The organism is Pseudomonas sp. AC355, assembly GCF_979258205.1.
In genome coordinates, this window is the sequence record NZ_OZ409843.1 from 3,175,182 (window position 1) to 3,198,191 (window position 23,010).

Below are 23,010 nucleotides of genomic sequence, written 5' to 3' on the forward strand. Positions count from 1 at the left end.
AGATTGCGATGGATCGCGCCGCATCCAACTACGTCGAGGAAACCGGTTTCGGCTTCTGGTTTCTGCAAAGCCACGTGTGGCAGCACCATGTGCTGCGCGTGGCCATCGATGATCTGCACACGCTGATCAGCGGCCCGCTGCCGAGCGCTCCAGTGCTGCTGGACGCCGGCTGTGGCCAGGGCAAATCGTTCTCCCTGCTGCAGCGGGCCTTTCACCCAGCCAGCATCATCGGCCTGGATGCCGATCCGCACAGCCTCGACTGCTCGCGCGCCGAAGCACAGCGCCTGGGCCTGGACGTACAGCTCATCGCCAGTGACTGCGCGGCGATCCAGCTGCCCGATGCCAGTGTCGACATCCTCTTCTGTCACCAGACGTTCCACCATCTTGTCGAGCAGGAACAAGCCCTCGCCGAGTTCTGGCGAGTGCTCAAGCCGGGCGGCCTGCTGCTGTTCGCCGAGTCGACCAAGTACTACATCGATACCTGGGTGATTCGCTGGCTGTTCCGCCACCCGATGGAGGTGCAGAAGAGCGCCGACGAATACCTTGGCATGTTGCGTGACCAAGGCTTCGAGTTCAGTGAGCGCAATGTCTCCTACCCCTACCTGTGGTGGAGTCGCTCCCAGGACTTCGGTCTGCTCGAACGCTGGGGCATTCGTCGGCCGAAGGCCTTTGGCCAGCGCAATGAAACCCTGGTCAATGCGGCGGTGCGCAAACCTTTCGAGCAGACGCCGACATGAACAAACTGTTGCTGCTCGCCTGCGTGCTGTTGCTGACGGCCTGTACCGCACGCACGCCGCTGCCCGACTCATCGCCAGCGCTGGTTGCTCCCCTACCGATATCGCTGCAAGTAAGCACAGCCGATGGTCAGGACTGGCTGCTGGTGATTCAGGCTGAGGGCAGCAGCCTGCGCTGGTCACTGTTCGATCCGCTTGGCGTGCCGTTGGCCCGGCAGTCGCTGATCGCCGGCTCCTGGCACAATGACGGCCTGCTGCCGCCCAACGGGGACGCCCGCGAACTGTTCGCCGCGCTGCTGTTCGCCCTCACGCCTGCCGATCAGCTGGCCCACGCCTACGATCAGGCCGATTGGCAGCAGCAAGGCGCCGACAGCCGTCAGCTGGCGCCCAACTGGCGCATCCAGTACACGGCGCCGCTGGCCATCCGCCTGGATAACGGTAAACAGCGCTACCGGGTGAGCCCACTGGAGACACAACCATGATCGCTCGACTCGACGCCCTCGGCGTGGTCTGCGCCCTTGGCCAGGGCAAGCAAGCAGTGGCTGATGCCCTGTTCGCCGGCGATACCAGCGGCATGCGCCGCCAGGCCGGCTGGATAGCGGAGCGCAGCGTGACCGTTGGCGCGGTCGAGACGCCGTTGCCGGACATGCCCGCCGACCAGGAACACGCCTCGACCCGCAACAACCGGCTGCTGCTGGCCGCGGCGCTGGAAATCCACGACGAGATTCAGGCCGCCATCGCCCGTCATGGTGCCGGGCGCATCGCCGTGATGCTCGGCACCAGCACCTCGGGCATCGCCGAAGCGGGCGAGCATATCGCGGCCTACGTGAACGACGGCGTGCTGCCTGCCGAGTACCACTACAGCCACCAGGAAATCGCCGCACCGGCCACCTTCCTCGCCGACTGGCTGGGGCTGAGCGGGCCGGTTTACTGCCAGTCCACCGCCTGCACCTCCAGCGCTCGCGCCCTGCTCAGTGCCCAGCGCCTGCTGCAACTGGGCGTGTGCGATGCCGTACTGTGCGGCGGTGTCGACAGCCTCTGCAAGCTCACCCTGAACGGTTTCGCCAGCCTGGAGGCGGTATCCGACGAGCGCTGCAACCCGTTCTCGATCAACCGCCACGGGATCAATATCGGTGAAGCCGCAGCCCTGTTCCTGATGACCCGCACGAGCGACGACGATCACGCACCAGGTATCGCCCTGCTCGGCGGCGGCGCCAGCTCTGACGCCCACCATATTTCCGCGCCTCATCCCGAAGGGCTGGGCGCCCAGCAGGCCATGCGCAAGGCGCTGATCGCGGCAGGGCTGGCGGCCGAGCAGATCAGTTATCTGAACTTGCATGGCACCGCCACCACCCACAACGACGCCATGGAAAGCATCGCCGTGCAGGCGCTGTTCCCGGCGGGCGTGGCCTGCTCATCGAGCAAATCACTGACCGGCCATACCCTCGGCGCTGCCGGGGCACTGGAGGCTGCGTTCTGCTGGCTGACCCTGAGCGATTACAACGCTGCCAATCGACTGCCGCCTCATGTCTGGGATGGCCAGGCCGATACGCAACTGCCGCGCCTGAACCTGGTCGATGCGACCGCCCCTGCACTATTGCCAACGGATGGGCGCCGTTACCTGATGAGCAACTCGTTCGCCTTTGGCGGCAACAACCTGTCCTTGATTTTAGGAGACCTGCCGTGAGTGTTTGGCCCGTCGCCGAGCTGGTGCCCCACGCTGGCGACATGATTCTGATCGACGAAGTGCTGGCGTTTGGCGCCGAGCATATCGAGACCCGCCTGGTGGTACGCCCGGGCGGGCTGTTCAGTCATTCGGACGGCAGCCTGCCCGCATCGGTCGGCATCGAGCTGATGGCCCAGAGCGTTGCGGCCTTCGCAGGTTGCCACGCACGCCAGGAAGGCCGCCCGGTGGAACTCGGCTTCCTGCTCGGCACCCGTAATTTCACCTGCAACGTGGATCGTTTTCCGGCCGGCAGTACACTGCACATCACCGCCACCCGCTCGCTGCAGGATGACAACGGCATGTGCGTATTCGAATGCCGCCTTCAAGGCCCGGACATTCTCGTCGAGGCCAGACTGAACGTGTTTCAGCCTCGCGACGTGGCCACCTATATTCAGGAACCCCCCCTTTCTCAGGAGCCGTCTGCATGAGCGAGACCATTCTGGTCACCGGATCGAGCCGCGGTATCGGCCGTGCCATTGCATTGCGCCTGGCGCGCGCCGGTTACAACCTGGTGCTGCATTGCCGTTCGCGCCGCGATGAGGCCGAAGCGGTGCAGGCGCAGATCGAAGCCCTCGGCCAGAGCGCCCGCATCCTGCAATTCGACGTGGCCGACCGCGCCGCTTGCCGCGACGCCTTGGAAGCAGACGTGGAAGCCCACGGCGCCTATTACGGCGTCGTGTGCAACGCCGGCCTGACCCGTGACGGCGCCTTCCCGGCGCTCAGCGAAGAGGACTGGGATGTGGTGCTACGCACAAATCTGGACGGTTTCTACAATGTCCTGCATCCATTGACGATGCCCATGGTGCGCCGCCGCAAACCTGGGCGTATCGTCTGTATCACCTCGGTTTCCGGGCTGATCGGCAATCGCGGCCAGGTCAATTACAGTGCCTCCAAAGCCGGTATCATCGGTGCGGCCAAGGCGCTGGCCATCGAGCTGGGCAAACGCAAGATCACCGTCAACTGCGTGGCACCGGGGCTGATCGATACCGAGATTCTCGACGAGCACGTACCGCTGGAGGAGATTCTCAAGATGATCCCGGCGGCGCGCATGGGCACTCCGGAAGAAGTGGCCGGCACGGTGAATTTTCTGATGTCCGAAGAGGCGGCTTACATCACCCGCCAGGTAATCGCCGTGAATGGCGGTCTGTGTTGATCAAGAGTGAAGTTGCACGATGAAGCGCGTAGTCGTTACCGGCATGGCCGGCATTACCTCCCTGGGCGATAGCTGGGACAGTATCTCGGCGAATTTTCGCGCCAACCGCAACGGCATTCGTGTCATGCACGAGTGGGATCGCTTCAGCGAAATGAACACCCGCCTGGGCGGCCCGGTGGATGACTTCGTCGTGCCCAGCCATTGGACGCGCAAGCAGCTGCGCAGCATGGGCCGCGTATCGAAGCTGTCCGTCTATGCCGCCGAACGCGCACTGGCCCACGCTGGCCTGCTCGGCGATCCGCTGATCGGTGACGGCCGCATGGGCGTGGCCTGCGGCTCGTCCACCGGCAGTACCGACGAGATCAAGGCGTTCGGCAACATGCTGCTCAACTCGATCGCCGACGGCCTCAACGCCAACTCCTACATCCGCATGATGCCGCACACCACGGCAGCCAATATCAGCATCTTCTTCGGCCTTACCGGCCGGCTGATTCCGACCTCCAGCGCCTGCACCAGCGGTAGCCAGGGCATTGGCTATGCCTACGAAGCGATCAAGTTCGGCCGCTTGCCGCTGATGCTTGCCGGCGGTGCCGAGGAGCTGTGCCCGACCGAAGCCATGGTCTTCGACGCGCTCTACGCCACCAGCCTGAAAAACGATGCGCCGCACACCAGCCCGCGCCCCTACGACCAGGGTCGCGATGGCCTGGTGATCGGTGAAGGCGCTGGCATGCTGGTACTCGAAGAGCTCGAACATGCGCTCGCCCGCGGCGCCACCATCTACGCCGAAATCGTCGGTTTCGGCTGCAACGCCGACGGCCAGCACGCCACCAAACCGGTGCAGGCCACCATGCGCCGGGCCATGGAGCTGGCGCTGGAAGACGCCGCGCTGGCGCCGGATGCCATCGGCTACGTCAACGGCCATGGCACCGCTACCGAGCAGGGCGACGTAGCGGAAACCCAGGCCACCAGCAGCCTGTTCGGCACGCGCATGCCGATCAGCTCGCAGAAGAGTTACCTCGGCCACACCCTGGGCGCCTGCGGCTCGCTGGAATCCTGGTTCAGCATCGAAATGCTCAACAGCGACAGCTACGTGCACACGCTCAATCTGGATCAGATCGACCCACGCTGCGGCGAACTGGACTATCTGCGCGGTGAATTCCGCGAGATGAACAATGAATACGTGATGAACAACAATTTCGCCTTTGGCGGTGTCAATACGTCGTTGATCTTCCGACGCTGGCACTGAAAAACCGTAACTTCTTCACTGACAAGGAACATGGATGATGTCTCGTTTCAACCGCATTGCCCTGCTCGCCCTGCTGGTACTGGGCATCACCGCCTGCACCTCAAAGCCGGTGGTAAACATCGAAAACAGCGCACCACCTGCCGCGGTCAAGGGCCAGGATGACATGCGCCGGGCGATTCTCACCGCCCTGCAACGCCGTCAATGGACGGTCGAGAGCGCGGATCAGGGACAAATCCTGGCGTCGGTCACGCGCCGCAGCCACCAGGCGAAAGTCACCATTCCCTATACCGCATCGACTTACTCGATCCGCTACCGCGACAGTCGCAACCTCGACTACCGCAACGGCAAGATCCACCGGAACTACAACACGTGGATCCAGAACCTGGATCGCAGCATTCAGCAGGAATTGAGCAGCCCTTCCCTTTACATGCCCCAGTAAACACTCAAGGAGTTACCCATGAACGCAAAAACCTGGATCGCTGCTGCACTTATCACCGCCGCCCTGCTGCCTGCCGTCAGCCAGGCCCGTGACACCGCCCACTTCCTGGACTTCCAGTCGGTGGTCAACGAAGCCACCCAGGCTGGCCGTCTCGATGGATCGGTGAAGTTCTACCTGAACAAGACCCCGGCTGGCGCCAAGATCATCAACGCCAACGTCACCACCAGCCAGAAGACCAACGCCTTCAACAAGACCGACGAAGCTGCCTGCAGCTGGGCGCTGCAATCGGCGCTGATCAAATTGCAGAATTCGGCCAAAGCCGCCGGCGCCAACGCCGTGGTCGACCTGGCCAGCAACTACAAGAACAAGGAATACCGCGACAACAGCAAGTACGAATGCCATGCCGGCGCCATCATGGCCGGCGTCGCGCTGAAGGCCAAGTACGCTCGCGTCAAGTAAGCGCTGCGAGGCTTCAGCAAGCCAAGCCGCCTGCGGGCGGCTTTTTCATATCAAGGAAGAAGCTCATCATGCCCAATGCCTTAGCCGCTATACCGGCTGCACTGGTAATCGATCTGAGTGCCTGCACCGCAGTGCGTGTGACACCGCTGCAAAGTGCATCGAACACGATGTGTATCGAGGAAAACCTCAAGGTAAAAGTCAGTGACTTCGTACCGGTGCTGCAAGAGGGCTTCGCTCGGCACGGCATCTCTACGCAGCTGTATTCGCAGATACCCTGGGCCCAATGCCCTTACGTGGTGACCTACACGGCAAGGCGCTCCTGGGATATGGCGCCTTATCTGTCGAGTGCGGAGCTGACCATCCTCGGCCCACGGCGCCAGACGTTGGCAAAAGCCAACTACCACCTGCGCGGCAAGGGCGGCCTCTCCCTGATGAAATGGCAAGGCACGCAAAGCAAGATGGATCCGGTTATCGATGAGCTACTGAGCGAGGCCCAGTTGATTACCGAGCCTACCCCGAGCGCATCGGCGAAACCCCCTGTCGCGAGCACCACCCGTCTCGATGAACGACTGCGCGAACTGCAGCAGCAAAACCTCGACTATGAGGCCTATCAGCGAGCTTATCGCCAACTGATGCTCGAGAGTCAGCCAGTAACTCCCTGAACGCGGGGCTCAGAAAATGAACGGGACGAACATCCGGCTGCGCGCCATATAGTCGCGATAGGCATCGCCGAAGTAGGCCTGGCACTCCCGTTCTTCGCACCTAGCGGCGAGCCATAGCGCCACACTCGACAGCAATGCCAGTACCAGCGTCAGCGCAGTCGGCTGCTTCCAGGCAATGCCCCAGGCGAGCAGCAGCAGCGAGCAGTACATCGGATGGCGGATATAGCGAAAGATGCCGCTGGTGACCAGCTTCGACGTGCGCTCGAAGGCGAACAACTCATCATCCTGGCGCCGCTCGTCGGCACGCCCGAAGCGACGCATCTGGTATATGCCGGCGAACAGCACCAGCAGTGAAACCGTCAGTAATACCCAGGAAACCTGTTGATGCGTCGCATCGCGGTTCTCGAACCAGAACGGCGCATTGAGCACCAACAACACCAGCATCAGTTCCCAGGCGATAAAGCGATAAAATCCATGACTACGCGGGTTACCCAGCGAGCGCCAGGAAATGCCCGTCAGAACGATGCTCAGTACCACGAAAACCAGTAATTGCCAGACCCCCACCACATTCCTCCCCAATCGCCCTCTGTTACACTGCTGCGCTCGCACGCCCAGACGCTCGCCATGGATCGCACCCAACTGCACACACTGCTGCCACACCAGGGCAAAGCACTCTGGTTGGACGCGCTGCTCGAACACGATGCGAGCAGCATCCAAGGTCTGAGCGGCTGGCACCACCTCGACAGCCTGGGCGAAAACGCTTCGCCTTGTCTGCTGTTCGAAGCAGCCGCCCAATTATGTGCCGCGCATGGTGCCTTATACGGCAACGACAGCGCCATCAAAATGGCCCTGGTGGGCAAACTCTCGCAGCTGCAATTGCATGATCACCCCGCGCAACGTCAAGGCGATCTGCTGGTAAGCGCCACCCAAGAAGCAATGAGCCCGGCGGGCGCCCTGTATGGCTTCAGTGTGCACGCTGAACAACGTTTATTGCTCGATGGCAAACTCCTGCTGGTGCTCGTCCGTGCTTGAACTCAAGAACCTCGGCTATCGCTACCCGGAAGCCCAACAACCTGCACTGCAAAATATCGACCTGCACCTGCAAGCCGGGCAATGCCTGGGGCTGCTCGGCAGCAACGGCGCAGGCAAAACGACCCTGCTGTCACTGCTCAGCGGAGTGCTGCAGCCGCTGAGTGGCGAAATCGTTTGGCAGGGTGAGCGGCGCCTGGGCCTGGTGCCGCAGCAACTGGCGTTCTATGCCGGGCTGAAGGTGAAGGAAAACCTCGAGCTGTTCGCCGATCTCTATGAGCTGCGCGGCCCAGAGCGTCGTCGAAGCCTCGATCGCTGCATCGCCAGTACGGCGCTGGAAGACAAACTCGAACGCCGTGCAGAACGTCTTTCCGGCGGTGAGCAGCGACGCCTGAACTTCGCCATCGGCCTGCTACAACCGGCAGAGCTGTATCTGTTCGACGAAGCCACCGTGGGCGTCGATGCCGCCAGCCGGCAGATGCTCCTTGAAGCCGTCCAGTTGCTGACTGCCGAGGGCAAGGCGGTGATTTACACCAGTCATTATCTCGACGAGGTGGAGCGGGTGGCGGATCGCATCCTGCTGCTCCACGAAGGTCGCGTGCAGCTGGATATCGACAAGCATCAGTTGCTCGGCGATCAGCCGGGGCTGTTTCTGGAATGGCCAGAGCGCCAGCCTGAAGCCTTGCTGCCGCTGCTCGACAGCCTGGGCCTGAGTGTCGAACAGCTGGCCAATGGCGTGCGCATCGCGGAACTGGATGTATCGCAGTTGCTGGCGATCACCGGTTTCATCGCCGAACAGCCGCAAGCCCCCAGCCTGCTGCGCTTCGGCCGCCCGTCACTCGAGCAGCTCTACCTGCGCCTAAATGGAGGCCGGTTATGAGGCTGCGCGCCCTGGTTCGCAAGGAAATCCTTCTGCTGCTGCGTGACCCGCACGCGCTGGCCGTGCTGTTCATCATGCCGACGCTGTTTCTGGTGATCATGGCCGGGGCCATGTCCAGCTACCTGCAGGATCGCCTGCCGCCCCTGCAGTTGGTGATCGATGCGCCGCAGCAAAGCGATTCCAGCCGTTTTTTCCACAGCGCACTGCAGGCGCAACTGCCTGACAGCCAGTTGCTGGCCAGCGGCCCGCCCGAGATGACACGCATCAGCCTGGCCGCTGACTTCGACGACAGGCTGCTGGATACACCTCACCAGGGCCCGACCCTGAGCTTTCCCGCGCAGTTCGACCGTCTCTCGCGCCAGCGCCTGCATGGCGCCGTCACCATCGCCCTGGCGCAGACCCGACTGCTCGCCTACCTGCAGGACAGCGGTGCGCTGGATGAGGGGCTCACCCAGGCCGAACAGCTCGAGCTGATCCAGCAACGTACCGAGAGCCAGATCAATGAGCAGGAGCGCCTGGCCAGCGGCGACCTGAGCAACCAGGCCAACGCCACGCAGATGAGCGTCCCGGCCTGGCTGATCTTCGGCATGTTCTTCGTCGTGCTGCCGATGGCTGGCAGCTTTCAGCGCGAGCAGCAGAGTGGCGCACTGCTGCGCTTCCGCTGCCTGGGGCTGGGGCTCGACACCCTGGCACTGAGCAAGATGCTGCCTTACCTGGCCATCAACCTATTGCAGTTCGTGCTGCTGCTGAGCATTGGCATGCATGGCCTACCACTGGTCGGTCTGCCGGCGCTGGAGCTCAATGGCAGCCTGCCCGCTTACGCCCTGCTGGCGGCGAGTATCGCACTGGCCACCAGCAGCCTGGGTCTGCTGCTGGCGGCATTGGCACGCAGTAGTGAACAAGCCCTATTGCTTGGCGGCGGGATCAATATCATCCTCGCCGCCATCGGCGGCATCATGGTGCCCAAGAGCGTGATGCCGGAGGCCATGCGCCAACTGGCGGAAGTTTCCCCGATGAGTTGGGCGCTCGACGCCTTTCTCACCCTGCTGGTGGGCCATGGCTCACTGAACGACATAGCCCCCTGGTGCGTACGCCTGCTGCTGTTCGCAGCACTGGCCGGAGCCAGCGGCTTGTTCCTGTTCCACAAACGAGTACAGCAAACGCAATGGACCACACACTACTAGAAGAAAAGCTCAAGCAATTGCTGATTCGCGAGTGCGACAAGGAAGACGACATCGACTGGCAAAGCATCGACGATGACGAGCCGCTGTTCGGCCAGCAGAGCCGCATCCAGATGGACAGCCTGGACGCGCTGCAAGTCTCGCTCGCGCTGCAGCAGCACTACGGCGTACGCATCGAAGGCGCCAAGGACGGTCGGCGCATTCTCAATAGCATCGCCAGTATCGCGGCCTTCATCAGGCAGAAACAGTGACGCCCATCTACCTCCAGAGAGGCGCTCTGCACAGTGTACTTGGCGCGGATCTACGCGCGGCTGGTGAGGCGCTGCAGCGCGGCGTGCTGCCTGAGGCGGACACCTTTGTACTGCATGAACTGCGGCAGCCACGCCCTTACCTGGCCGTAGCGGCAGGCGAGAGCCGAGACCAGCACTTCGACCGATTGATCCGCGAGACCCTTGGCGACGACAGTGCGCTGGACGATTGCCTGTTGATCGTGGCCAGCACCAGCCTGGACATCAATGAACTGGAAGACCTGGCGAAACAGGACGGCGGCTTTCGCCCCGATCATTCGACCTCCCTCGACCTGATCGCCGAGCAGCTGCGCGAGCGCTGGGGCTTCGCCGACGCCTTTACCCTCAATACCGCCTGTACCAGCGCCGCCAACGGGCTGCTGTACGGCGCCCGACTGCTCGGCGCCAAGCTTTATCGCCGCGCTCTGGTGCTGGCTTTCGAAACGCCCAGCGCGATAGCCCAGCAAGGCTTCGGCGCACTGGATCTGATTTCGCCCAGTGGCCTCTACCGACCCTTTCACCCGCAGCGTGATGGCCTGGTGCTCGGTGAAGCCTACGTGGCCACGCTGCTGGCACTGGAACCTGGCCCGGCACCGCTGGCCAGGCTGCTTGGCGGTTTCAGCGCCTGCGACACCAGCAACCTGACCACCACCCGCGAAGACGGCAGCCACATCGACTGGGTGATGCGCGAGGCCTTGCGCAGCGCAGACACCAGCGTCGAGCAGATCGGCCTGGTGAAACTGCACGGCACCGCCACCGGCGCCAATGATCGCGCCGAGAGCAACGGTGTACGCCTGCTGTTTGGCGAGGCGCTGCCGCCGCTGTGCGTGCTCAAACCGTGGATTGGCCACACCCTGGGCGCCTGCGGCCTCGCTGAAACCCTGCTGCTGGTGCAGAACCTCGGGCACCTACCGGCTTGTGATTACGCCAGTGAAGCCCTGCTACCGCTACCAGGCGAGCCACTCGCCATTGCCGATGACAGCCTGCTGTTGGCCAACTTCTTCGGCTTTGGCGGCAACAACGCCAGCCTGGTGCTGCAGCGCTGCACGGGAGAGACACCATGAGCACAGTCATCGCCGCGTGCAGCGTCAGTGGTGACGCCAGCGCTTCCGACAAGGATCTGAAGGCTACCCTGAGCCAATGGCTGGCCAGCCCGCCTCGACGCATCGACCGGCTGATCCTCCAGGCGCTGCTGTGCACCGCTCCACTCAAGGCGAAGGTACGCAGTGACTGCGGGCTTTATCTGGCATCCCGCCATCCCGCCAGAGGGACGATGGGGTCGCTACTGGATGCGGTATGCGTACATCAGTTGCAGCCCAAGCCGTTTGAGTTCGTCAACAGTGTGAGCAACGCCGCGGGCTTCCACGTCGCAGCACAGCTGGGCCTGGAGGGGCCGAACCTGTTCATCGGTGCCGGGCCGCGTGCCTGGAAACAGCTGCAGGCATTGGCAGGGTTGGATCTGGCAGATGGCGTGGTCAGCCAGGCGCTGCTGGTGGTGATCGACGAGAACGGCGAGTTTCAGGCACAGGCTGTGCTGATCGACAGGCCAAGTCAGGCAGCAGGTTTTGCCGAGCTAACGGCCGGGATCGACGTGCTGCAGTTGCCGCTATAAAACAGTGACTGCTGTGTGGCGGAAGCGGCCGGTGAGCAGAGCTTTTGTGGGAGAGGCTTTAGCCTCGATTTTGCCTAGCTAGGCGTAAAGAGCTCGCGGCTAAAGCCTCTCCTACAAAAAGAAAGCTCTGCTCACCGTCCGTTTCTGCCTTTCTGCAGCCCTCGCTTACCCCTTGCGCTTGGCCCAGGCGCCAAGCTCTTTCATCAGTGCGCGTTCCTGGCCGGCAATGCCGCGCAGCCTATCGGCGATCGGCCGGAAGTCCGGCGCTTCGCCCTTGCTACGGCTGGCCCGTACGCACGCCGAGGCGAACTGGCGCCAATCATCGCCTACGGCGGTCATGCGCACCGAAGCTTCCTGCAGCGTGGTATCGCCAATCTTCTCGCCGGCCTCCTGCAGGAAGCTCGCGTACATGAAGCGGAAGCCTGCACCACCGGTACCGATCTCCTCCTGCATGCGCACGATATGGGTGAGGTACAGGCGGTTGTACTTGGCCTGAGCCGGATCGAGTGCCTCGACGCGTTTAGCCAGGTGACCAATGCCGCGAATGCCGATCCACGGCAGCGGCATGCCATCGAGGATACGCGCAGTCGACAGCACGCTTTTGCGAATCAGCCGCTCCCAGTCCTGATCGGGCGACACGTCGTCCAGGTAATACATCAGCCCTTTGGCCGCCAGCGCGCCCTTGGCGAAACGCGCCTTCTGCAGATCTTCGGCGGCACAACGTACCGGCGCCTCGAACACCGGGTCGCTGAGCAGGTATTCGTTGCCCTCGCGACCATAGGCCAGCAGGTTGTGGGCGTTGAAGTGAAAGCGCATTTCTGGCGGAAAGTACGGCAGCCAGAACACCGAGCTTTGCAGCCCAGCCAGGCGCCCACTGTCGAGTGCGGCATCGAGGGCGATGCGTCCCTGCTCGGGATTGGCAAAGGTACGGCTGGTCAGGCGCACGCCCAGGCGCTTGCTCAGGGTCTTGATCAGGTGGCGGGGCGGCATGCGATAGGCAATCAGCGGCATGCCGCCGAGCTTGACGATCGGCAGGTAGGCGAACGCCAGGCCCGATGCCAGGCCGAACGCCATCGGCTCGCTCATCGGCAGGCCGGCGTGGGTCAGCAGACTGGCCATCACGCCGCTTTCGCAGTGGGCGCTCTGGCGGTGCTCGAACGCGCTCATGGCAGTTCCTTCTGATAGCGACGCAATTCGTCGACGGACAGGCCAAAGGCCTCGGCATAGCGGGCCAGCAGCGAATCGCTCAGGCGTCGGTAGATCTCAGGCCGGAAATGCCGACGCACGCGCCATTGCCAGAGCCCGGAGATCTGCGCCAGTGCCGGCTCATCCATGCGATAGCGATACATCAGGCACTTTAGCGGCGACAGCTCTCCACGGCGCCAGGCTGCTTCGGCCTCGGCCTCCTGAGCCTCCAACTCGGCGACCGCGAGCTGAGTGGAGTACGACTCGGGCTCCCAGCCATCGCTCTGGGTGCCCTGGTAATGGCCGCTGGCATCCACGGCGTAGACCAGCTTGCTGTGGCCACCGTAGGTGGAGCTGTGATCCTGAGGAACCTCGTCAAGCTTCATCGCCGACCACCGTGAGGTGCATGAATGCACTGGAGAAGCGCCCACTTTCCGGCACGTAGCACAGCAGCTTCTGGCCACTGCGCAGCTGCCCGCCATTGAACAGCTCTTCAAGGATGATGAAGATCGACGCTGCGCCAGTGTTGCCCTTGCTGGTCAGGTTGGTGAACCAGCGCTCCATCGGGATTGGCAGGTCGACATTGGCCAGCCCCACGGCCAGACGGTCGCGGAAGAACTCCGAAGAGTAATGCGGCAGGAACCAGTCGATGTCCGCCACGCGCAGCTCACGGCGCGCCATGATGCGCCGCAACGCCTCTTCCACGGTGTATTTGACGATGTTCTCGTTGAGCAGTTTGACGTCCTGCTTGATCGCCATCACCGACTGCCGGGCGCGCTCATCGGCGTCATAGCGGCTCCAGCCACGCAGGCTGCCGTCTTGCATTTCGGCCCCGGCGTACATGCAGGCCGGCATCCGGTCGGCGAACGAGAGGATATCCAGCCAGTCGACACGCAGGCTCAGCCCGCGGGCGTTGGGATGATCCTGCAGCAGCACGGCGCCAGCACCGTCGGAAAGCATCCAGCGCAGGAAATCCTTCTCGAAAGCGATCTCCGGATGGTTCTCCAGCTCCTCGACGCGGCTTTCGTACTCGGCATTGAAGTTGCGCGCCTGCATCAGCGTCGAAGCGACTTCGGAGCCGCAGGCCACGGCGCTGCGGCTTTCACCACTGGCCACGCTCATCCAGGCGTATTTCAGCGCGGTCATCCCGCACAGACAGATACCCGCCGTAGTGGCGACCTCGCAAGATGGGTTGCCCAGTTCACCATGCACCATCACCCCGTGGCCGGGCATTACCTGGTCGGGCGACGAGGTGCTAGCAACCAGACAATCCACGCTGTCCAGCGTGAAATCCTCGCCTACCAAACCACGGATCGCCTCGGCGCTGAGCTGCGCATTGCTCATGCTCGGCTCACCGGTGAGCGGGTCGATGACGTAGTGGCGCTGCTGAATGCCATTACGGCGCAAGACCAACTTGCGCGCGCGCGATGGTTGGCCGCCGACCATGCCGAGACGAGTTTCCATTTGCTCGTTGTCGACCGGGTCATGTGGCAGGCATGCGCTGATGCGGTTAATGAATACGGGTTGTACCACGGAGATACCTCGGGTCACTTCACTCGCCGGACGGGCCGGCGTAGTAGGCCTTTTCACGCTGGATTCGCGCCTTGAACAGCGGGGCCAACAACTTTTTCAACAGGGCGCTGATCGGCACCACGGTCAGAATCAGGCAGATCAGGAAGACGATATAAACCACCAACCCGGCGCCACGCCGCCTGCTCTGCTGAGGGCCGAGCGCGGTAAGCAGTCGACTCCACAGCGTGAAGCTGCGATTACCGACCTTCTCGCTGGCAATCAGCTTTTCATCCACTTTGACGGCGCCAAGACCACTGAGCATCGGCTGCTCGACCGGCTGCTCGTCTGCAAGCAGGCGGCGCGCCATGGCATCACCGAAGCGGCCGGCATTGGCCATTTCTGTCTCGTCGATACCGGCGCGCGGCACCCAGCTGTAAGGTTTCTGCCGGCCGGTGAACATCCACAACGGCGTGGCCAGGAAACTCGCCGCCGTACCACAAGCATCGGTGAGTACCACATTGTCGACCAACTTCGCGCCCAGTGCCTGCAGGCGTGCCTTGACCTTTTCCTGGGCCATCAGCCACATGTTGCGACAACCGATCAGGGTCACCACTGGCGTACCCTTCAACAGCTGCGCGGCTTCAGGCGACGCGAGGAAACTCGTGAACGGCAGCGACGGTGACAGGAACCACACCTGATAGGCGAGAATGATCAGGTCGTAGCGTTTCTCGGGATCGACCGTTAGCGGCAGCAACGACTGCGGCTTCATCAACACGGTTTCCGGGAAGATCCGGAAGAAGCCAAGAAAAGGCCACGGAAAGGGAAACGGCTTGGCCGGTTGCAGCGCCAGGAAATCCACCTGCATGCCCTCACTCGCCTGCAACGGCGCACAGACCGATTGCACCAAACGGTTCAATTGGCCAGTCTGTGAAAAGTGAACGACTAAAACCTGACGCATTTCAAGCGAATCCCTGCGAAATAGGCGGATTATGCCACAGCGAATTCTTCAAATCGTAACCAAACGCTGCATGGTCTGCGCAGTGGTTCTCCTGTTCGGCTGTTTATCAGCCCACGCTGGGGATCTACTGATACGCGTGGAAGGCAACGAGAGTGCCGCCAAGCTTTATCTGGCACTGGTCGCTGCCGACCAGGAAAGCTGGGAACCGATGCTGCGCGAGCAGCAAGGTGAAGGCGAGCAACTGATCCTGAAAGACGTACCGCCTGGGCAATACGCTCTGCAACTGTTTCAGGACAGCAACGGTAACGGGCGTCTCGACCTCAGCCCGCGAGGCATTCCGCTCGAGCCAGTGGGCTTCTCCGGTAATCCGTCACTCCTGAAAGGCAAGCCTAAGCCTCAAGGCGCCAGATTCGAGCATAGCGAAGACGACACCCTGATCGACATACGCCTGAGCCAACCTCGCGGTGGGCTTCAGGCGGACTGATGTCGATCAGCGGTGATAGTCGGCAGACAGCTCGTGCACCGCTTCGAGGAAGGCACCGGCATGGCTCGGGTCGACTTCCGGGGTGATGCCGTGCCCCAGATTGAACACATGACCACTGCCAGTGCCGTAGCTGGCGAGGATACGCGCCACCTCGGCGCGAATCGCCGCAGGCTTGGCATACAGCACGGTAGGATCCATGTTGCCTTGCAAAGCCACTTGGCTACCGACACGGCGGCGCGCCTCGCCGATATCACAGCTCCAGTCCAACCCCAGCGCATCGGCGCCAGTGGCCGCCATCGACTCCAACCATAGCCCGCCATTTTTGGTGAACAGGATCACCGGGATCTTGCGCCCGTCATGCTCACGGATCAGGCCGTCAACGATCTTCTGCATGTAAGCCAGGGAGAACGTCTGGTAGGCCGCTGAAGACAGGTTTCCGCCCCAGGTATCGAAGATCTGTACCGCCTGGGCACCGGCGAGGATCTGCCCATTGAGATAGGCCGTGACCGACTGCGCCAGCTTGTCGAGCAGCGCGTGCATGGCCTCGGGCTGGTCGTAAAGCATCGCCTTGATCTTGCGAAAGTCTTTCGACGAGCCGCCCTCGACCATGTAGGTCGCCAGCGTCCACGGGCTGCCGGAAAAGCCGATCAGCGGCACACGACCATTCAACGCCGATTTGATGGTGCGCACCGCGTCCATCACATAGCCCAGATCCTTCTCGGGATCAGGAATCGGCAGCGCGTCGATATCGGCGGCGCTGCTGATCACCTTGCGAAAACGCGGCCCCTCACCGGTCTCGAAATACAGCCCCTGCCCCATCGCGTGGGGGATGGTGAGGATATCGGAGAAGAGGATGGCAGCGTCGAGTTGCGGATAACGATCCAGCGGCTGCAGGGTGACTTCGCAGGCAAACTCAGGGTTCATCATCAGCTTCATGAAATCCCCGGCCTTGGCCCGGCTGGCCCGATATTCCGGCAGGTAACGACCGGCCTGACGCATCATCCAAACCGGCGTAACGTCGACGGGTTGCTTGAGCAGGGCACGTAGGAAACGGTCGTTCTTCAAGGCGGTCATGGGTATTTCCCGAACAGAAGCGGTGAACAAAAAGTGTGCACATTGTCGCAGAGCAAGCCGTAAAAGGCACGGCATGGGACGCCGTGCCGCAGGTTCGGGAGCATAAGCGAGCGCGCTGAGCGGCGTATTGCCTCAGGTCAGCCAAGGGTCGGAAACGACGAGGCCGGCATTAAGCCGGCCTCGTCGGGAAGCGTGATGCTCAGACACCGAGGTAGTCGAGAATCCCTTCCGCCGCATTGCGGCCTTCGTAGATGGCGGTTACCACCAGGTCGGAACCACGCACCATGTCGCCGCCAGCGAACACCTTCGGGTTGCTGGTCTGGTGCTTGAAGGTAGACTTCTCCGGCGCAACCACACGACCCTGGGTATCGATACGGATATCGAACTCATCGAACCACGGCGCCGGGCTCGGACGGAAACCGAAGGCGATCAGCACGGCTTCCGCCGGGATGATTTCCTCTGAGCCTGGGATTGGCTCGGGGCTGCGGCGGCCACGGGCATCGGGTTCGCCGAGACGGGTCTCGACCACCTTCACGCCTTCGACCTTGTCCTCGCCGACGATGGCAATGGGCTGGCGGTTGAAGAGGAACTTCACGCCCTCTTCCTTGGCATTCTTCACTTCCTTGCGCGAGCCCGGCATGTTCGCTTCGTCACGGCGATAGGCGCAGGTCACGGCCTTGGCGCCCTGGCGGATCGAAGTACGGTTACAGTCCATCGCCGTATCACCACCACCGAGAACCACGACGCGCTTGCCCTTCAGGTCAACGAAATCTTCCGGCGCCTTCTCGAAACCGAGGTTGCGATTGACGTTGGCGATCAGGAAATCCAGCGCATCGTGTACGCCCGGCAGGTCTTCGCCCGGGAAGCCGCCCTTCATGTAAGTGTAGGTGCCCATGCCCATGAACACGGCATCGTACTCATCCAGCAACTGCTGCAGGGTGATGTCCTTGCCAATCTCGGTGTTCAAACGGAATTCGATGCCCATGCCGGTGAAGACTTCGCGGCGATTGCTCAGCACGCTCTTTTCCAGCTTGAACTCGGGAATGCCGAAGGTCAGCAGCCCGCCAATCTCCGGGTTCTTGTCGAATACCACTGGCGTCACGCCATTACGTACCAGCACGTCGGCGCAACCGAGGCCGGCAGGGCCGGCACCGATCACCGCAACACGCTTGCCGGTCGGCTTGACCTTAGACATGTCCGGGCGCCAGCCCATGGCGAAGGCGGTATCGGTGATGTACTTCTCCACCGAGCCGATGGTTACCGCGCCAAAGCCGTCGTTGAGGGTGCAGGCACCTTCGCAGAGACGATCCTGCGGGCATACACGGCCGCAGACTTCCGGCAGCGTGTTGGTCTGGTGGCTCAGCTCGGCGGCAGCGAGAATGTTGCCCTCCGAGACCAGCTTCAACCAGTTGGGGATGTAGTTGTGTACCGGGCACTTCCACTCGCAATAAGGGTTGCCGCAGCCGAGGCAGCGGTGCGCCTGGTCGCCAGCCTGGGCCGGCTTGAAGGTGTCGTAGATTTCCACGAACTCTTTCTTGCGCTGACGCAGCAGTTTCTTTTTCGGGTCTTTGCGCCCGACTTCGATGAACTGGAAGTCGTTATTCAGACGTTCAGCCATGTCATAAACCTCTTAGCAGCAGCTACACGCCATAAGCCTGAAGCTGCGAAGACAATCACGTTGAGCTGCAAGCCGGTCACTGCCAGGCAGCTTGGGCTCGCAGCTTGAAGCTGCTTTATTGCGGGTTGGCGCGGATGCTGGAGAGCAGCGACTTGAGGTTCGCGGCCTTGGGTTTTACCAGCCAGAACTTGCGCAGGTAGTCGTCCAGGTTCTCCAGCAGATTGCGGCCCCACTCGCTCGACGTCTCTTCGACGTACTCGGCCAACACACGCTCCAGGTGGCTACGGTAAGCCTCCATGGACTCGTTGTTGATCCGTTGAATCTCCACCAGCTCGTGGTTCACGCGGTCGTAGAAGCTGTTGTCCAGGTCCAGTACGTAGGCGAAACCACCGGTCATGCCTGAGCCGAAGTTGTAGCCGGTCTTGCCCAGCACACAGACGAAACCACCGGTCATGTACTCACAGCAGTGGTCACCCACGCCTTCCACAACGGTATGTGCACCAGAGTTGCGCACCGCGAAACGCTCGCCCGCGGTACCCGCTGCGAACAGCTTGCCACCGGTAGCGCCGTACAGGCAGGTGTTGCCGATAATGGCGCTCTCCTGGGTTTTGTACGGGCTGCCCTTCGGCGGCACGATCACCAGCTTGCCAGCGGCCATGCCCTTGCCGACGTAATCGTTGGCGTCGCCTTCGAGGTACAGGTTCAGGCCACCAGCGTTCCACACGCCGAAGCTCTGCCCGGCAGTACCCTTGAAGCGGAAAGTGATCGGCGCTTTGACCATACCGTGATTGCCATGCACCCGAGCGATTTCGCCGGACAAACGGGCACCAATGGAGCGGTCGCAGTTACAGATGTCCAGCTCATACTCGCCACCACTGGCGCTGTCGATCGCCGACTTGGCCATGGACAGCATCTCTTCAGCCAGCAAACCCTTGTCGAACGGCGGGTTGCGGTCGACCTCACAGAACTGCGGCTTATCCGCGGGGATGTAATCGCTGCCGAGCAGCGGCGTCAGATCCAGATTGTTCTGCTTGGCGCTTTCCCCCGGCAGGATTTCCAGCAAATCGGTACGCCCGATCAGCTCGCCCAGGCTGCGCACGCCGAGCTTGGCCAGCCATTCGCGGGTTTCTTCGGCGATGTAGGTGAAGAAATTCACCACCATGTCGACAGTACCGATGAAGTGATCCTTGCGCAGCTTGTCATTCTGCGTCGCCACGCCGGTGGCGCAGTTGTTCAGGTGACAGATACGCAGGTATTTGCAGCCCAGGGCAACCATCGGCGCGGTGCCGAAGCCGAAGCTCTCGGCGCCGAGGATTGCGGCCTTGATCACGTCCAGGCCAGTTTTCAGGCCGCCGTCGGTCTGCACCCGCACCTTGCCGCGCAGGTCGTTGCCGCGCAGGGTCTGGTGGGTTTCCGCCAGGCCCAATTCCCACGGCGAACCGGCGTATTTGATCGAGCTCAGCGGCGAAGCGCCGGTGCCGCCGTCATAACCGGAAATGGTGATCAGGTCGGCGTAGGCTTTGGCGACACCGGCCGCGATGGTGCCAACGCCCGCTTCGGATACCAGTTTGACCGAAACCAGCGCACTGGGGTTGACCTGCTTGAGGTCATAGATCAGCTGCGCCAGGTCTTCGATGGAGTAGATGTCGTGGTGCGGCGGTGGCGAGATCAGCGTCACGCCCGGCACCGCATAGCGCAGCTTGGCGATCAGGCCGTTGACCTTGCCGCCTGGCAGCTGACCGCCCTCGCCTGGCTTGGCGCCCTGAGCCACCTTGATCTGCAGCACTTCGGCGTTGACCAGGTATTCCGGGGTCACGCCGAAACGGCCGGTGGCGATCTGCTTGATCTTCGAGCTCTTGATGGTGCCGTAGCGCGCCGGGTCTTCACCGCCTTCGCCGGAGTTGGAGCGCGCGCCCAGGCGGTTCATCGCCTCGGCCAGGGCTTCGTGAGCTTCTGGCGACAGTGCGCCCAGGGAGATACCAGCCGCATCGAAGCGCTTGAAGATCGACTCCAGCGGTTCGATTTCTTCGAGCGCCAGTGGCGTATCGGCCAGCTTGACCTGCAACAGGTCGCGCAGCATCGACACCGGGCGGGTATCTACCAGTTTGGTGTATTCCTTGAAGGTTTCGTAGCTGCCCTGCTTCACCGCCGCCTGCAGGGTGTTGACGACATCTGGGTTGTAGGCGTGGTACTCGCCGCCGTAGACGAACTTCAGCAGGCCGCCCTGCTGGATCGACTTGCGGTTGTTCCAGGCTTCGCCCGCCAGTGCCTTCTGCTCGGCTTCCAGGTCGACGAAGCGCGCGCCCTTGAGGCGGCTCGGCACACCACGGAAGCACAGCTCGGTAACCTCGTCGGCCAGACCAACCGCTTCGAACAGCTGAGCGCCGCGGTAGGAACCGACGGTGGAGATGCCCATCTTCGAGAGAATCTTCAGCAGGCCCTTGGAAATGCCCTTGCGGTAGTACTTGAACACTTCGTAAAGATCGCCCAGCACTTCGCCGGTACGGATCAGGTCGCCCAGCACTTCATAGGCCAGGAACGGGTAAACCGCCGAGGCGCCGAAGCCGATCAGCACCGCATAGTGGTGCGGGTCACGGGCAGTGGCAGTTTCGACCAGGATGTTGCAATCGCAACGCAGGCCGGTTTCGGTCAGACGATGGTGCACCGCGCCAGTGACCAGCGCAGCATGAGCCGGCAGCTTGCCCGGCGCAATGTGACGGTCAGTCAGCACCAGCAGCACTTTGCCGGAACGCACGGCTTCTTCGGCTTGGTCGGCCATGTTGCGCACGGCCGCTTCCAGGCCGATCGACTCGTCGTAGTTGAGGTCGATGACCTGCCGCTCGAAACCTGGCCTCTCCAGGTTCATCAGGGTGCGCCACTTGGCCGGAGAGATTACTGGCGAGCTGAGGATCACCCGCGATGCGTGCTCCGGCGACTCTTCGAAGATGTTGCGCTCGGCACCGAGGCAGATCTCCAGCGACATGACGATGGCTTCGCGCAGCGGGTCGATCGGCGGGTTGGTGACCTGCGCGAACTGCTGGCGGAAGTAGTCGTACGGCGAGCGCACGCGCTGGCTCAGCACCGCCATCGGTGTGTCGTCACCCATGGAGCCGACCGCTTCCTGGCCCTGCTCGGCGAGCGGACGCAGCACTTGGTCACGTTCCTCGAAGGTGACCTGGAACATCTTCATGTACTGCTTGAGCTGATCGGCCTCATAGAAGGCCGAACCATGGTCATTGTCTTCCATGGTCGCGCGGATGCGCAGCGCGCTCTTGCGCAGCCACTGCTTGTAGGGGTGACGCGACTTGAGGCGGTTGTCGATGTCGTCGGTGGTCAGCACCTGACCGGTTTCGGTATCGACGGCAAGGATCTGGCCCGGGCCGACACGGCCTTTGGCGACCACGTCTTCGGGCTGGTAATTCCACACACCGATTTCCGAGGCCAGGGTGATGTAGCCATTGGTGGTGGTCACCCAGCGCGCCGGGCGCAGACCATTACGGTCGAGCAGGCACACGGCGTGACGACCATCGGTCAGCACGACGCCGGCCGGGCCATCCCAGGGTTCCATGTGCATGGAGTTGTATTCGTAGAACGCCCGCAGGTCGGCGTCCATGGTTTCGACGTTCTGCCACGCTGGCGGAATGATCATGCGCACGCCGCGGAACAGGTCGATGCCGCCGGTGACCATCAGTTCGAGCATGTTGTCCATGCTCGAGGAGTCGGAGCCCACGCGGTTGACCAGCGGACCGAGCTCTTCGAGGGCAGGAATCTGACCATTCTCGAATTTGGTACGGCGCGCCTGTGCCCAGTTGCGGTTACCGGTGATGGTGTTGATCTCGCCGTTGTGGGCGAGGAAACGGAACGGCTGAGCCAGCGGCCACTTTGGCAGAGTGTTGGTGGAGAAGCGCTGGTGGAACACGCAGATCGCGGTCTGCAGGCGCTCGTCACCCAGATCCGGGTAGAACTGCTGCAGGTCGGCCGGCATCATCAGGCCTTTATAGATGATGGTCTTGTGCGAGAAGCTGCAGATGTAGTGCTCGCTGTCTGCGGCATTGGCCACCGAGGAACGGCGGCGAGCACAGAACAGTTTGATGGCGAAGTCCTGATCGCTCAGGCCATCGGCGCTGATGAACACCTGTTCGATCTGCGGCAGGCGTTCCAAAGCCAGACGGCCGAGTACGCTGGTATCAATCGGCACCTTGCGCCAGCCGACCAGAGTCAGGCCGGCAGCCTGGATTTCGCGATTCATATTGTCGCGGGCAGCACTGGCCTTGGTCTCGTCCTGATTGAGAAAGACCATGCCTACGGCATATTGCTTGGGCAGCTCGACGCCAAAGGTGTCCTTGGCGACGGCGCGCAGGAACAGATCGGGTTTTTGAATCAGCAAACCACAGCCATCACCCGTCTTGCCGTCGGCATTGATGCCGCCACGGTGGGTCATGCAGGTCAGTGCTTCTATCGCCGTCTGCAACAGGTGATGGCTTGCCTCACCTTGCATGTGGGCGATCAGGCCGAAGCCACAGTTATCCTTGAACTCATCAGGATGGTACAGACCTGCTTTCATAGGGAACTCTCACCAGACTGCCTTACTCGGCATTTTTCTTTCTAATTTCAATCAATTACCCTGCGCGCAGGTCAATGCGCCCAGCTTTGCGCAGGCAAACGGAGGTCATTGTACATAGCGAGATAAGCGTCACAAAGAACAATGTGACGAAAAACAGGAATAAAATGTCGCAAAAATGAAAGAGCCCGTTACGACAATTACACCGTA

General features: G+C 62.1%; 24 protein-coding genes. 16 read left to right on the plus strand and 8 right to left on the minus strand.

What is annotated here, in order from left to right; translation table 11 throughout:
* Positions 1-8 precede the first annotated feature (8 nt).
* The 9 genes from ACZ0AI_RS15030 to ACZ0AI_RS15070 all read left to right on the plus strand — a co-directional run bounded on the left by ACZ0AI_RS15030 (position 9) and on the right by ACZ0AI_RS15070 (position 6,419).
* Complete coding sequence (locus ACZ0AI_RS15030; RefSeq protein WP_463562555.1) at positions 9-737, plus strand: class I SAM-dependent methyltransferase; 729 nt, start codon at positions 9-11, stop codon at positions 735-737.
* Positions 734-1,216 (plus strand): DUF3261 domain-containing protein, encoded by a 483-nt coding sequence (locus ACZ0AI_RS15035; RefSeq protein WP_463562556.1) that lies wholly within the window; start codon positions 734-736, stop codon positions 1,214-1,216. The genes ACZ0AI_RS15030 and ACZ0AI_RS15035 overlap by 4 nt, the downstream gene beginning before the upstream one ends.
* Positions 1,213-2,421: a beta-ketoacyl-[acyl-carrier-protein] synthase family protein gene (locus ACZ0AI_RS15040; RefSeq protein WP_463562557.1), complete on the plus strand. Its 1,209-nt coding sequence runs from the start codon at positions 1,213-1,215 to the stop codon at positions 2,419-2,421. The genes ACZ0AI_RS15035 and ACZ0AI_RS15040 overlap by 4 nt, the downstream gene beginning before the upstream one ends.
* Positions 2,418-2,888: an ApeP family dehydratase gene (locus ACZ0AI_RS15045; RefSeq protein ID WP_463562558.1), complete on the plus strand. Its 471-nt coding sequence runs from the start codon at positions 2,418-2,420 to the stop codon at positions 2,886-2,888. The genes ACZ0AI_RS15040 and ACZ0AI_RS15045 overlap by 4 nt, the downstream gene beginning before the upstream one ends.
* Positions 2,885-3,613 carry a 3-oxoacyl-ACP reductase FabG gene (fabG, locus tag ACZ0AI_RS15050; protein ID WP_463562559.1) on the plus strand — a complete coding sequence of 243 codons (729 nt, stop codon included), beginning with the start codon at positions 2,885-2,887 and terminating at the stop codon, positions 3,611-3,613. The genes ACZ0AI_RS15045 and fabG overlap by 4 nt, the downstream gene beginning before the upstream one ends.
* Positions 3,614-3,632: 19 nt before the next feature.
* A complete protein-coding gene (locus ACZ0AI_RS15055; RefSeq protein ID WP_225837734.1) occupies positions 3,633-4,859 on the plus strand; it encodes a beta-ketoacyl-ACP synthase in 1,227 nt (408 codons plus the stop codon).
* Between the two features lie 37 nt (positions 4,860-4,896).
* Complete coding sequence (locus tag ACZ0AI_RS15060; RefSeq protein WP_463562560.1) at positions 4,897-5,298, plus strand: hypothetical protein; 402 nt, start codon at positions 4,897-4,899, stop codon at positions 5,296-5,298.
* Between the two features lie 18 nt (positions 5,299-5,316).
* Positions 5,317-5,757: an excinuclease gene (locus ACZ0AI_RS15065; RefSeq protein ID WP_463562561.1), complete on the plus strand. Its 441-nt coding sequence runs from the start codon at positions 5,317-5,319 to the stop codon at positions 5,755-5,757.
* A 68-nt stretch (positions 5,758-5,825) separates the two neighbouring features.
* Positions 5,826-6,419 (plus strand): Sbal_3080 family lipoprotein, encoded by a 594-nt coding sequence (locus tag ACZ0AI_RS15070; RefSeq protein ID WP_463562562.1) that lies wholly within the window; start codon positions 5,826-5,828, stop codon positions 6,417-6,419.
* Positions 6,420-6,428: 9 nt separating this feature from the next.
* Here ACZ0AI_RS15070 and ACZ0AI_RS15075 read toward each other — a convergent pair whose 3' ends face one another.
* On the minus strand, positions 6,429-7,118 hold the full coding sequence (locus ACZ0AI_RS15075) for a methyltransferase family protein (protein WP_463562563.1): 690 nt from the start codon (positions 7,116-7,118) through the stop codon (positions 6,429-6,431).
* Between ACZ0AI_RS15075 and ACZ0AI_RS15080 the strand changes: the two genes are divergently transcribed.
* From ACZ0AI_RS15080 to ACZ0AI_RS15105, 6 genes are read left to right on the plus strand one after another with little or no spacing between them, the layout of a single operon-like run.
* Positions 7,098-7,451, plus strand: coding sequence for a beta-hydroxyacyl-ACP dehydratase (locus tag ACZ0AI_RS15080; protein ID WP_463562564.1), 354 nt, complete (start codon positions 7,098-7,100; stop codon positions 7,449-7,451). The genes ACZ0AI_RS15075 and ACZ0AI_RS15080 overlap by 21 nt on opposite strands.
* Complete coding sequence (locus ACZ0AI_RS15085) at positions 7,444-8,328, plus strand: ABC transporter ATP-binding protein (protein ID WP_463562565.1); 885 nt, start codon at positions 7,444-7,446, stop codon at positions 8,326-8,328. The genes ACZ0AI_RS15080 and ACZ0AI_RS15085 overlap by 8 nt, the downstream gene beginning before the upstream one ends.
* Positions 8,325-9,512: an ABC transporter permease gene (locus ACZ0AI_RS15090; protein ID WP_463562566.1), complete on the plus strand. Its 1,188-nt coding sequence runs from the start codon at positions 8,325-8,327 to the stop codon at positions 9,510-9,512. Before ACZ0AI_RS15085 ends, ACZ0AI_RS15090 begins: the two co-directional genes overlap by 4 nt.
* Positions 9,494-9,760: an acyl carrier protein gene (locus tag ACZ0AI_RS15095; RefSeq protein WP_084304607.1), complete on the plus strand. Its 267-nt coding sequence runs from the start codon at positions 9,494-9,496 to the stop codon at positions 9,758-9,760. Before ACZ0AI_RS15090 ends, ACZ0AI_RS15095 begins: the two co-directional genes overlap by 19 nt.
* Positions 9,757-10,860, plus strand: coding sequence for a beta-ketoacyl synthase N-terminal-like domain-containing protein (locus tag ACZ0AI_RS15100; RefSeq protein WP_463562567.1), 1,104 nt, complete (start codon positions 9,757-9,759; stop codon positions 10,858-10,860). Before ACZ0AI_RS15095 ends, ACZ0AI_RS15100 begins: the two co-directional genes overlap by 4 nt.
* Positions 10,857-11,408, plus strand: a complete 552-nt coding sequence (locus tag ACZ0AI_RS15105; protein WP_463562568.1) for a hypothetical protein — start codon at positions 10,857-10,859, stop codon at positions 11,406-11,408. Before ACZ0AI_RS15100 ends, ACZ0AI_RS15105 begins: the two co-directional genes overlap by 4 nt.
* Positions 11,409-11,573: 165 nt before the next feature.
* Here ACZ0AI_RS15105 and darH read toward each other — a convergent pair whose 3' ends face one another.
* Genes darH through ACZ0AI_RS15125 form a run of 4 tightly spaced genes read right to left on the minus strand, consistent with a single transcriptional unit; the run spans position 11,574 to position 15,063 of the window.
* Entirely contained in the window at positions 11,574-12,575 is a 1,002-nt protein-coding gene (gene darH / locus ACZ0AI_RS15110) for a BtrH-related acyltransferase DarH (RefSeq protein WP_463562569.1), read from the minus strand.
* A complete protein-coding gene (locus ACZ0AI_RS15115; RefSeq protein WP_463562570.1) occupies positions 12,572-12,979 on the minus strand; it encodes a DarG family dialkylresorcinol biosynthesis protein in 408 nt (135 codons plus the stop codon). The genes darH and ACZ0AI_RS15115 overlap by 4 nt, the downstream gene beginning before the upstream one ends.
* On the minus strand, positions 12,969-14,126 hold the full coding sequence (locus ACZ0AI_RS15120; protein ID WP_463565946.1) for a beta-ketoacyl-ACP synthase III: 1,158 nt from the start codon (positions 14,124-14,126) through the stop codon (positions 12,969-12,971). Before ACZ0AI_RS15120 ends, ACZ0AI_RS15115 begins: the two co-directional genes overlap by 11 nt.
* Before the next feature lie 19 nt (positions 14,127-14,145).
* The gene (locus tag ACZ0AI_RS15125) at positions 14,146-15,063 is read right to left on the minus strand and encodes a dialkylrecorsinol condensing enzyme (RefSeq protein ID WP_463562571.1); all 918 of its coding nucleotides are present in this window, start codon (positions 15,061-15,063) and stop codon (positions 14,146-14,148) included.
* Between the two features lie 82 nt (positions 15,064-15,145).
* On the opposite strand from ACZ0AI_RS15125, the gene ACZ0AI_RS15130 reads away from it, so the two are divergent.
* Positions 15,146-15,547: a DUF2141 domain-containing protein gene (locus tag ACZ0AI_RS15130; RefSeq protein WP_463562572.1), complete on the plus strand. Its 402-nt coding sequence runs from the start codon at positions 15,146-15,148 to the stop codon at positions 15,545-15,547.
* Between the two features lie 6 nt (positions 15,548-15,553).
* Here ACZ0AI_RS15130 and hemE read toward each other — a convergent pair whose 3' ends face one another.
* The 3 genes from hemE to gltB form a co-directional block, all read right to left on the minus strand.
* Positions 15,554-16,621, minus strand: a complete 1,068-nt coding sequence (gene hemE, locus ACZ0AI_RS15135; protein ID WP_463562573.1) for a uroporphyrinogen decarboxylase — start codon at positions 16,619-16,621, stop codon at positions 15,554-15,556.
* A gap of 199 nt (positions 16,622-16,820) precedes the next feature.
* Positions 16,821-18,239 carry an FAD-dependent oxidoreductase gene (locus ACZ0AI_RS15140; protein WP_225837691.1) on the minus strand — a complete coding sequence of 473 codons (1,419 nt, stop codon included), beginning with the start codon at positions 18,237-18,239 and terminating at the stop codon, positions 16,821-16,823.
* A 115-nt stretch (positions 18,240-18,354) separates the two neighbouring features.
* Positions 18,355-22,803 (minus strand): glutamate synthase large subunit, encoded by a 4,449-nt coding sequence (gene gltB / locus ACZ0AI_RS15145; RefSeq protein WP_463562574.1) that lies wholly within the window; start codon positions 22,801-22,803, stop codon positions 18,355-18,357.
* Positions 22,804-23,010 lie beyond the last annotated feature (207 nt).

Coding starts and splice junctions, on each gene's coding strand:
- ACZ0AI_RS15030 (WP_463562555.1), top strand. CDS start 9: ATGGATCGCGCCGCATCCAACTACGTCGAGGAAACCGGTTTCGGCTTC.
- ACZ0AI_RS15035 (WP_463562556.1), top strand. CDS start 734: ATGAACAAACTGTTGCTGCTCGCCTGCGTGCTGTTGCTGACGGCCTGT.
- ACZ0AI_RS15040 (WP_463562557.1), top strand. CDS start 1,213: ATGATCGCTCGACTCGACGCCCTCGGCGTGGTCTGCGCCCTTGGCCAG.
- fabG (WP_463562559.1), top strand. CDS start 2,885: ATGAGCGAGACCATTCTGGTCACCGGATCGAGCCGCGGTATCGGCCGT.
- ACZ0AI_RS15055 (WP_225837734.1), top strand. CDS start 3,633: ATGAAGCGCGTAGTCGTTACCGGCATGGCCGGCATTACCTCCCTGGGC.
- ACZ0AI_RS15060 (WP_463562560.1), top strand. CDS start 4,897: ATGTCTCGTTTCAACCGCATTGCCCTGCTCGCCCTGCTGGTACTGGGC.
- ACZ0AI_RS15065 (WP_463562561.1), top strand. CDS start 5,317: ATGAACGCAAAAACCTGGATCGCTGCTGCACTTATCACCGCCGCCCTG.
- ACZ0AI_RS15070 (WP_463562562.1), top strand. CDS start 5,826: ATGCCCAATGCCTTAGCCGCTATACCGGCTGCACTGGTAATCGATCTG.
- ACZ0AI_RS15090 (WP_463562566.1), top strand. CDS start 8,325: ATGAGGCTGCGCGCCCTGGTTCGCAAGGAAATCCTTCTGCTGCTGCGT.
- ACZ0AI_RS15095 (WP_084304607.1), top strand. CDS start 9,494: ATGGACCACACACTACTAGAAGAAAAGCTCAAGCAATTGCTGATTCGC.
- ACZ0AI_RS15105 (WP_463562568.1), top strand. CDS start 10,857: ATGAGCACAGTCATCGCCGCGTGCAGCGTCAGTGGTGACGCCAGCGCT.
- darH (WP_463562569.1), bottom strand. CDS start 12,575: ATGAGCGCGTTCGAGCACCGCCAGAGCGCCCACTGCGAAAGCGGCGTG.
- ACZ0AI_RS15115 (WP_463562570.1), bottom strand. CDS start 12,979: ATGAAGCTTGACGAGGTTCCTCAGGATCACAGCTCCACCTACGGTGGC.
- ACZ0AI_RS15125 (WP_463562571.1), bottom strand. CDS start 15,063: ATGCGTCAGGTTTTAGTCGTTCACTTTTCACAGACTGGCCAATTGAAC.
- hemE (WP_463562573.1), bottom strand. CDS start 16,621: ATGACCGCCTTGAAGAACGACCGTTTCCTACGTGCCCTGCTCAAGCAA.
- ACZ0AI_RS15140 (WP_225837691.1), bottom strand. CDS start 18,239: ATGGCTGAACGTCTGAATAACGACTTCCAGTTCATCGAAGTCGGGCGC.
- gltB (WP_463562574.1), bottom strand. CDS start 22,803: ATGAAAGCAGGTCTGTACCATCCTGATGAGTTCAAGGATAACTGTGGC.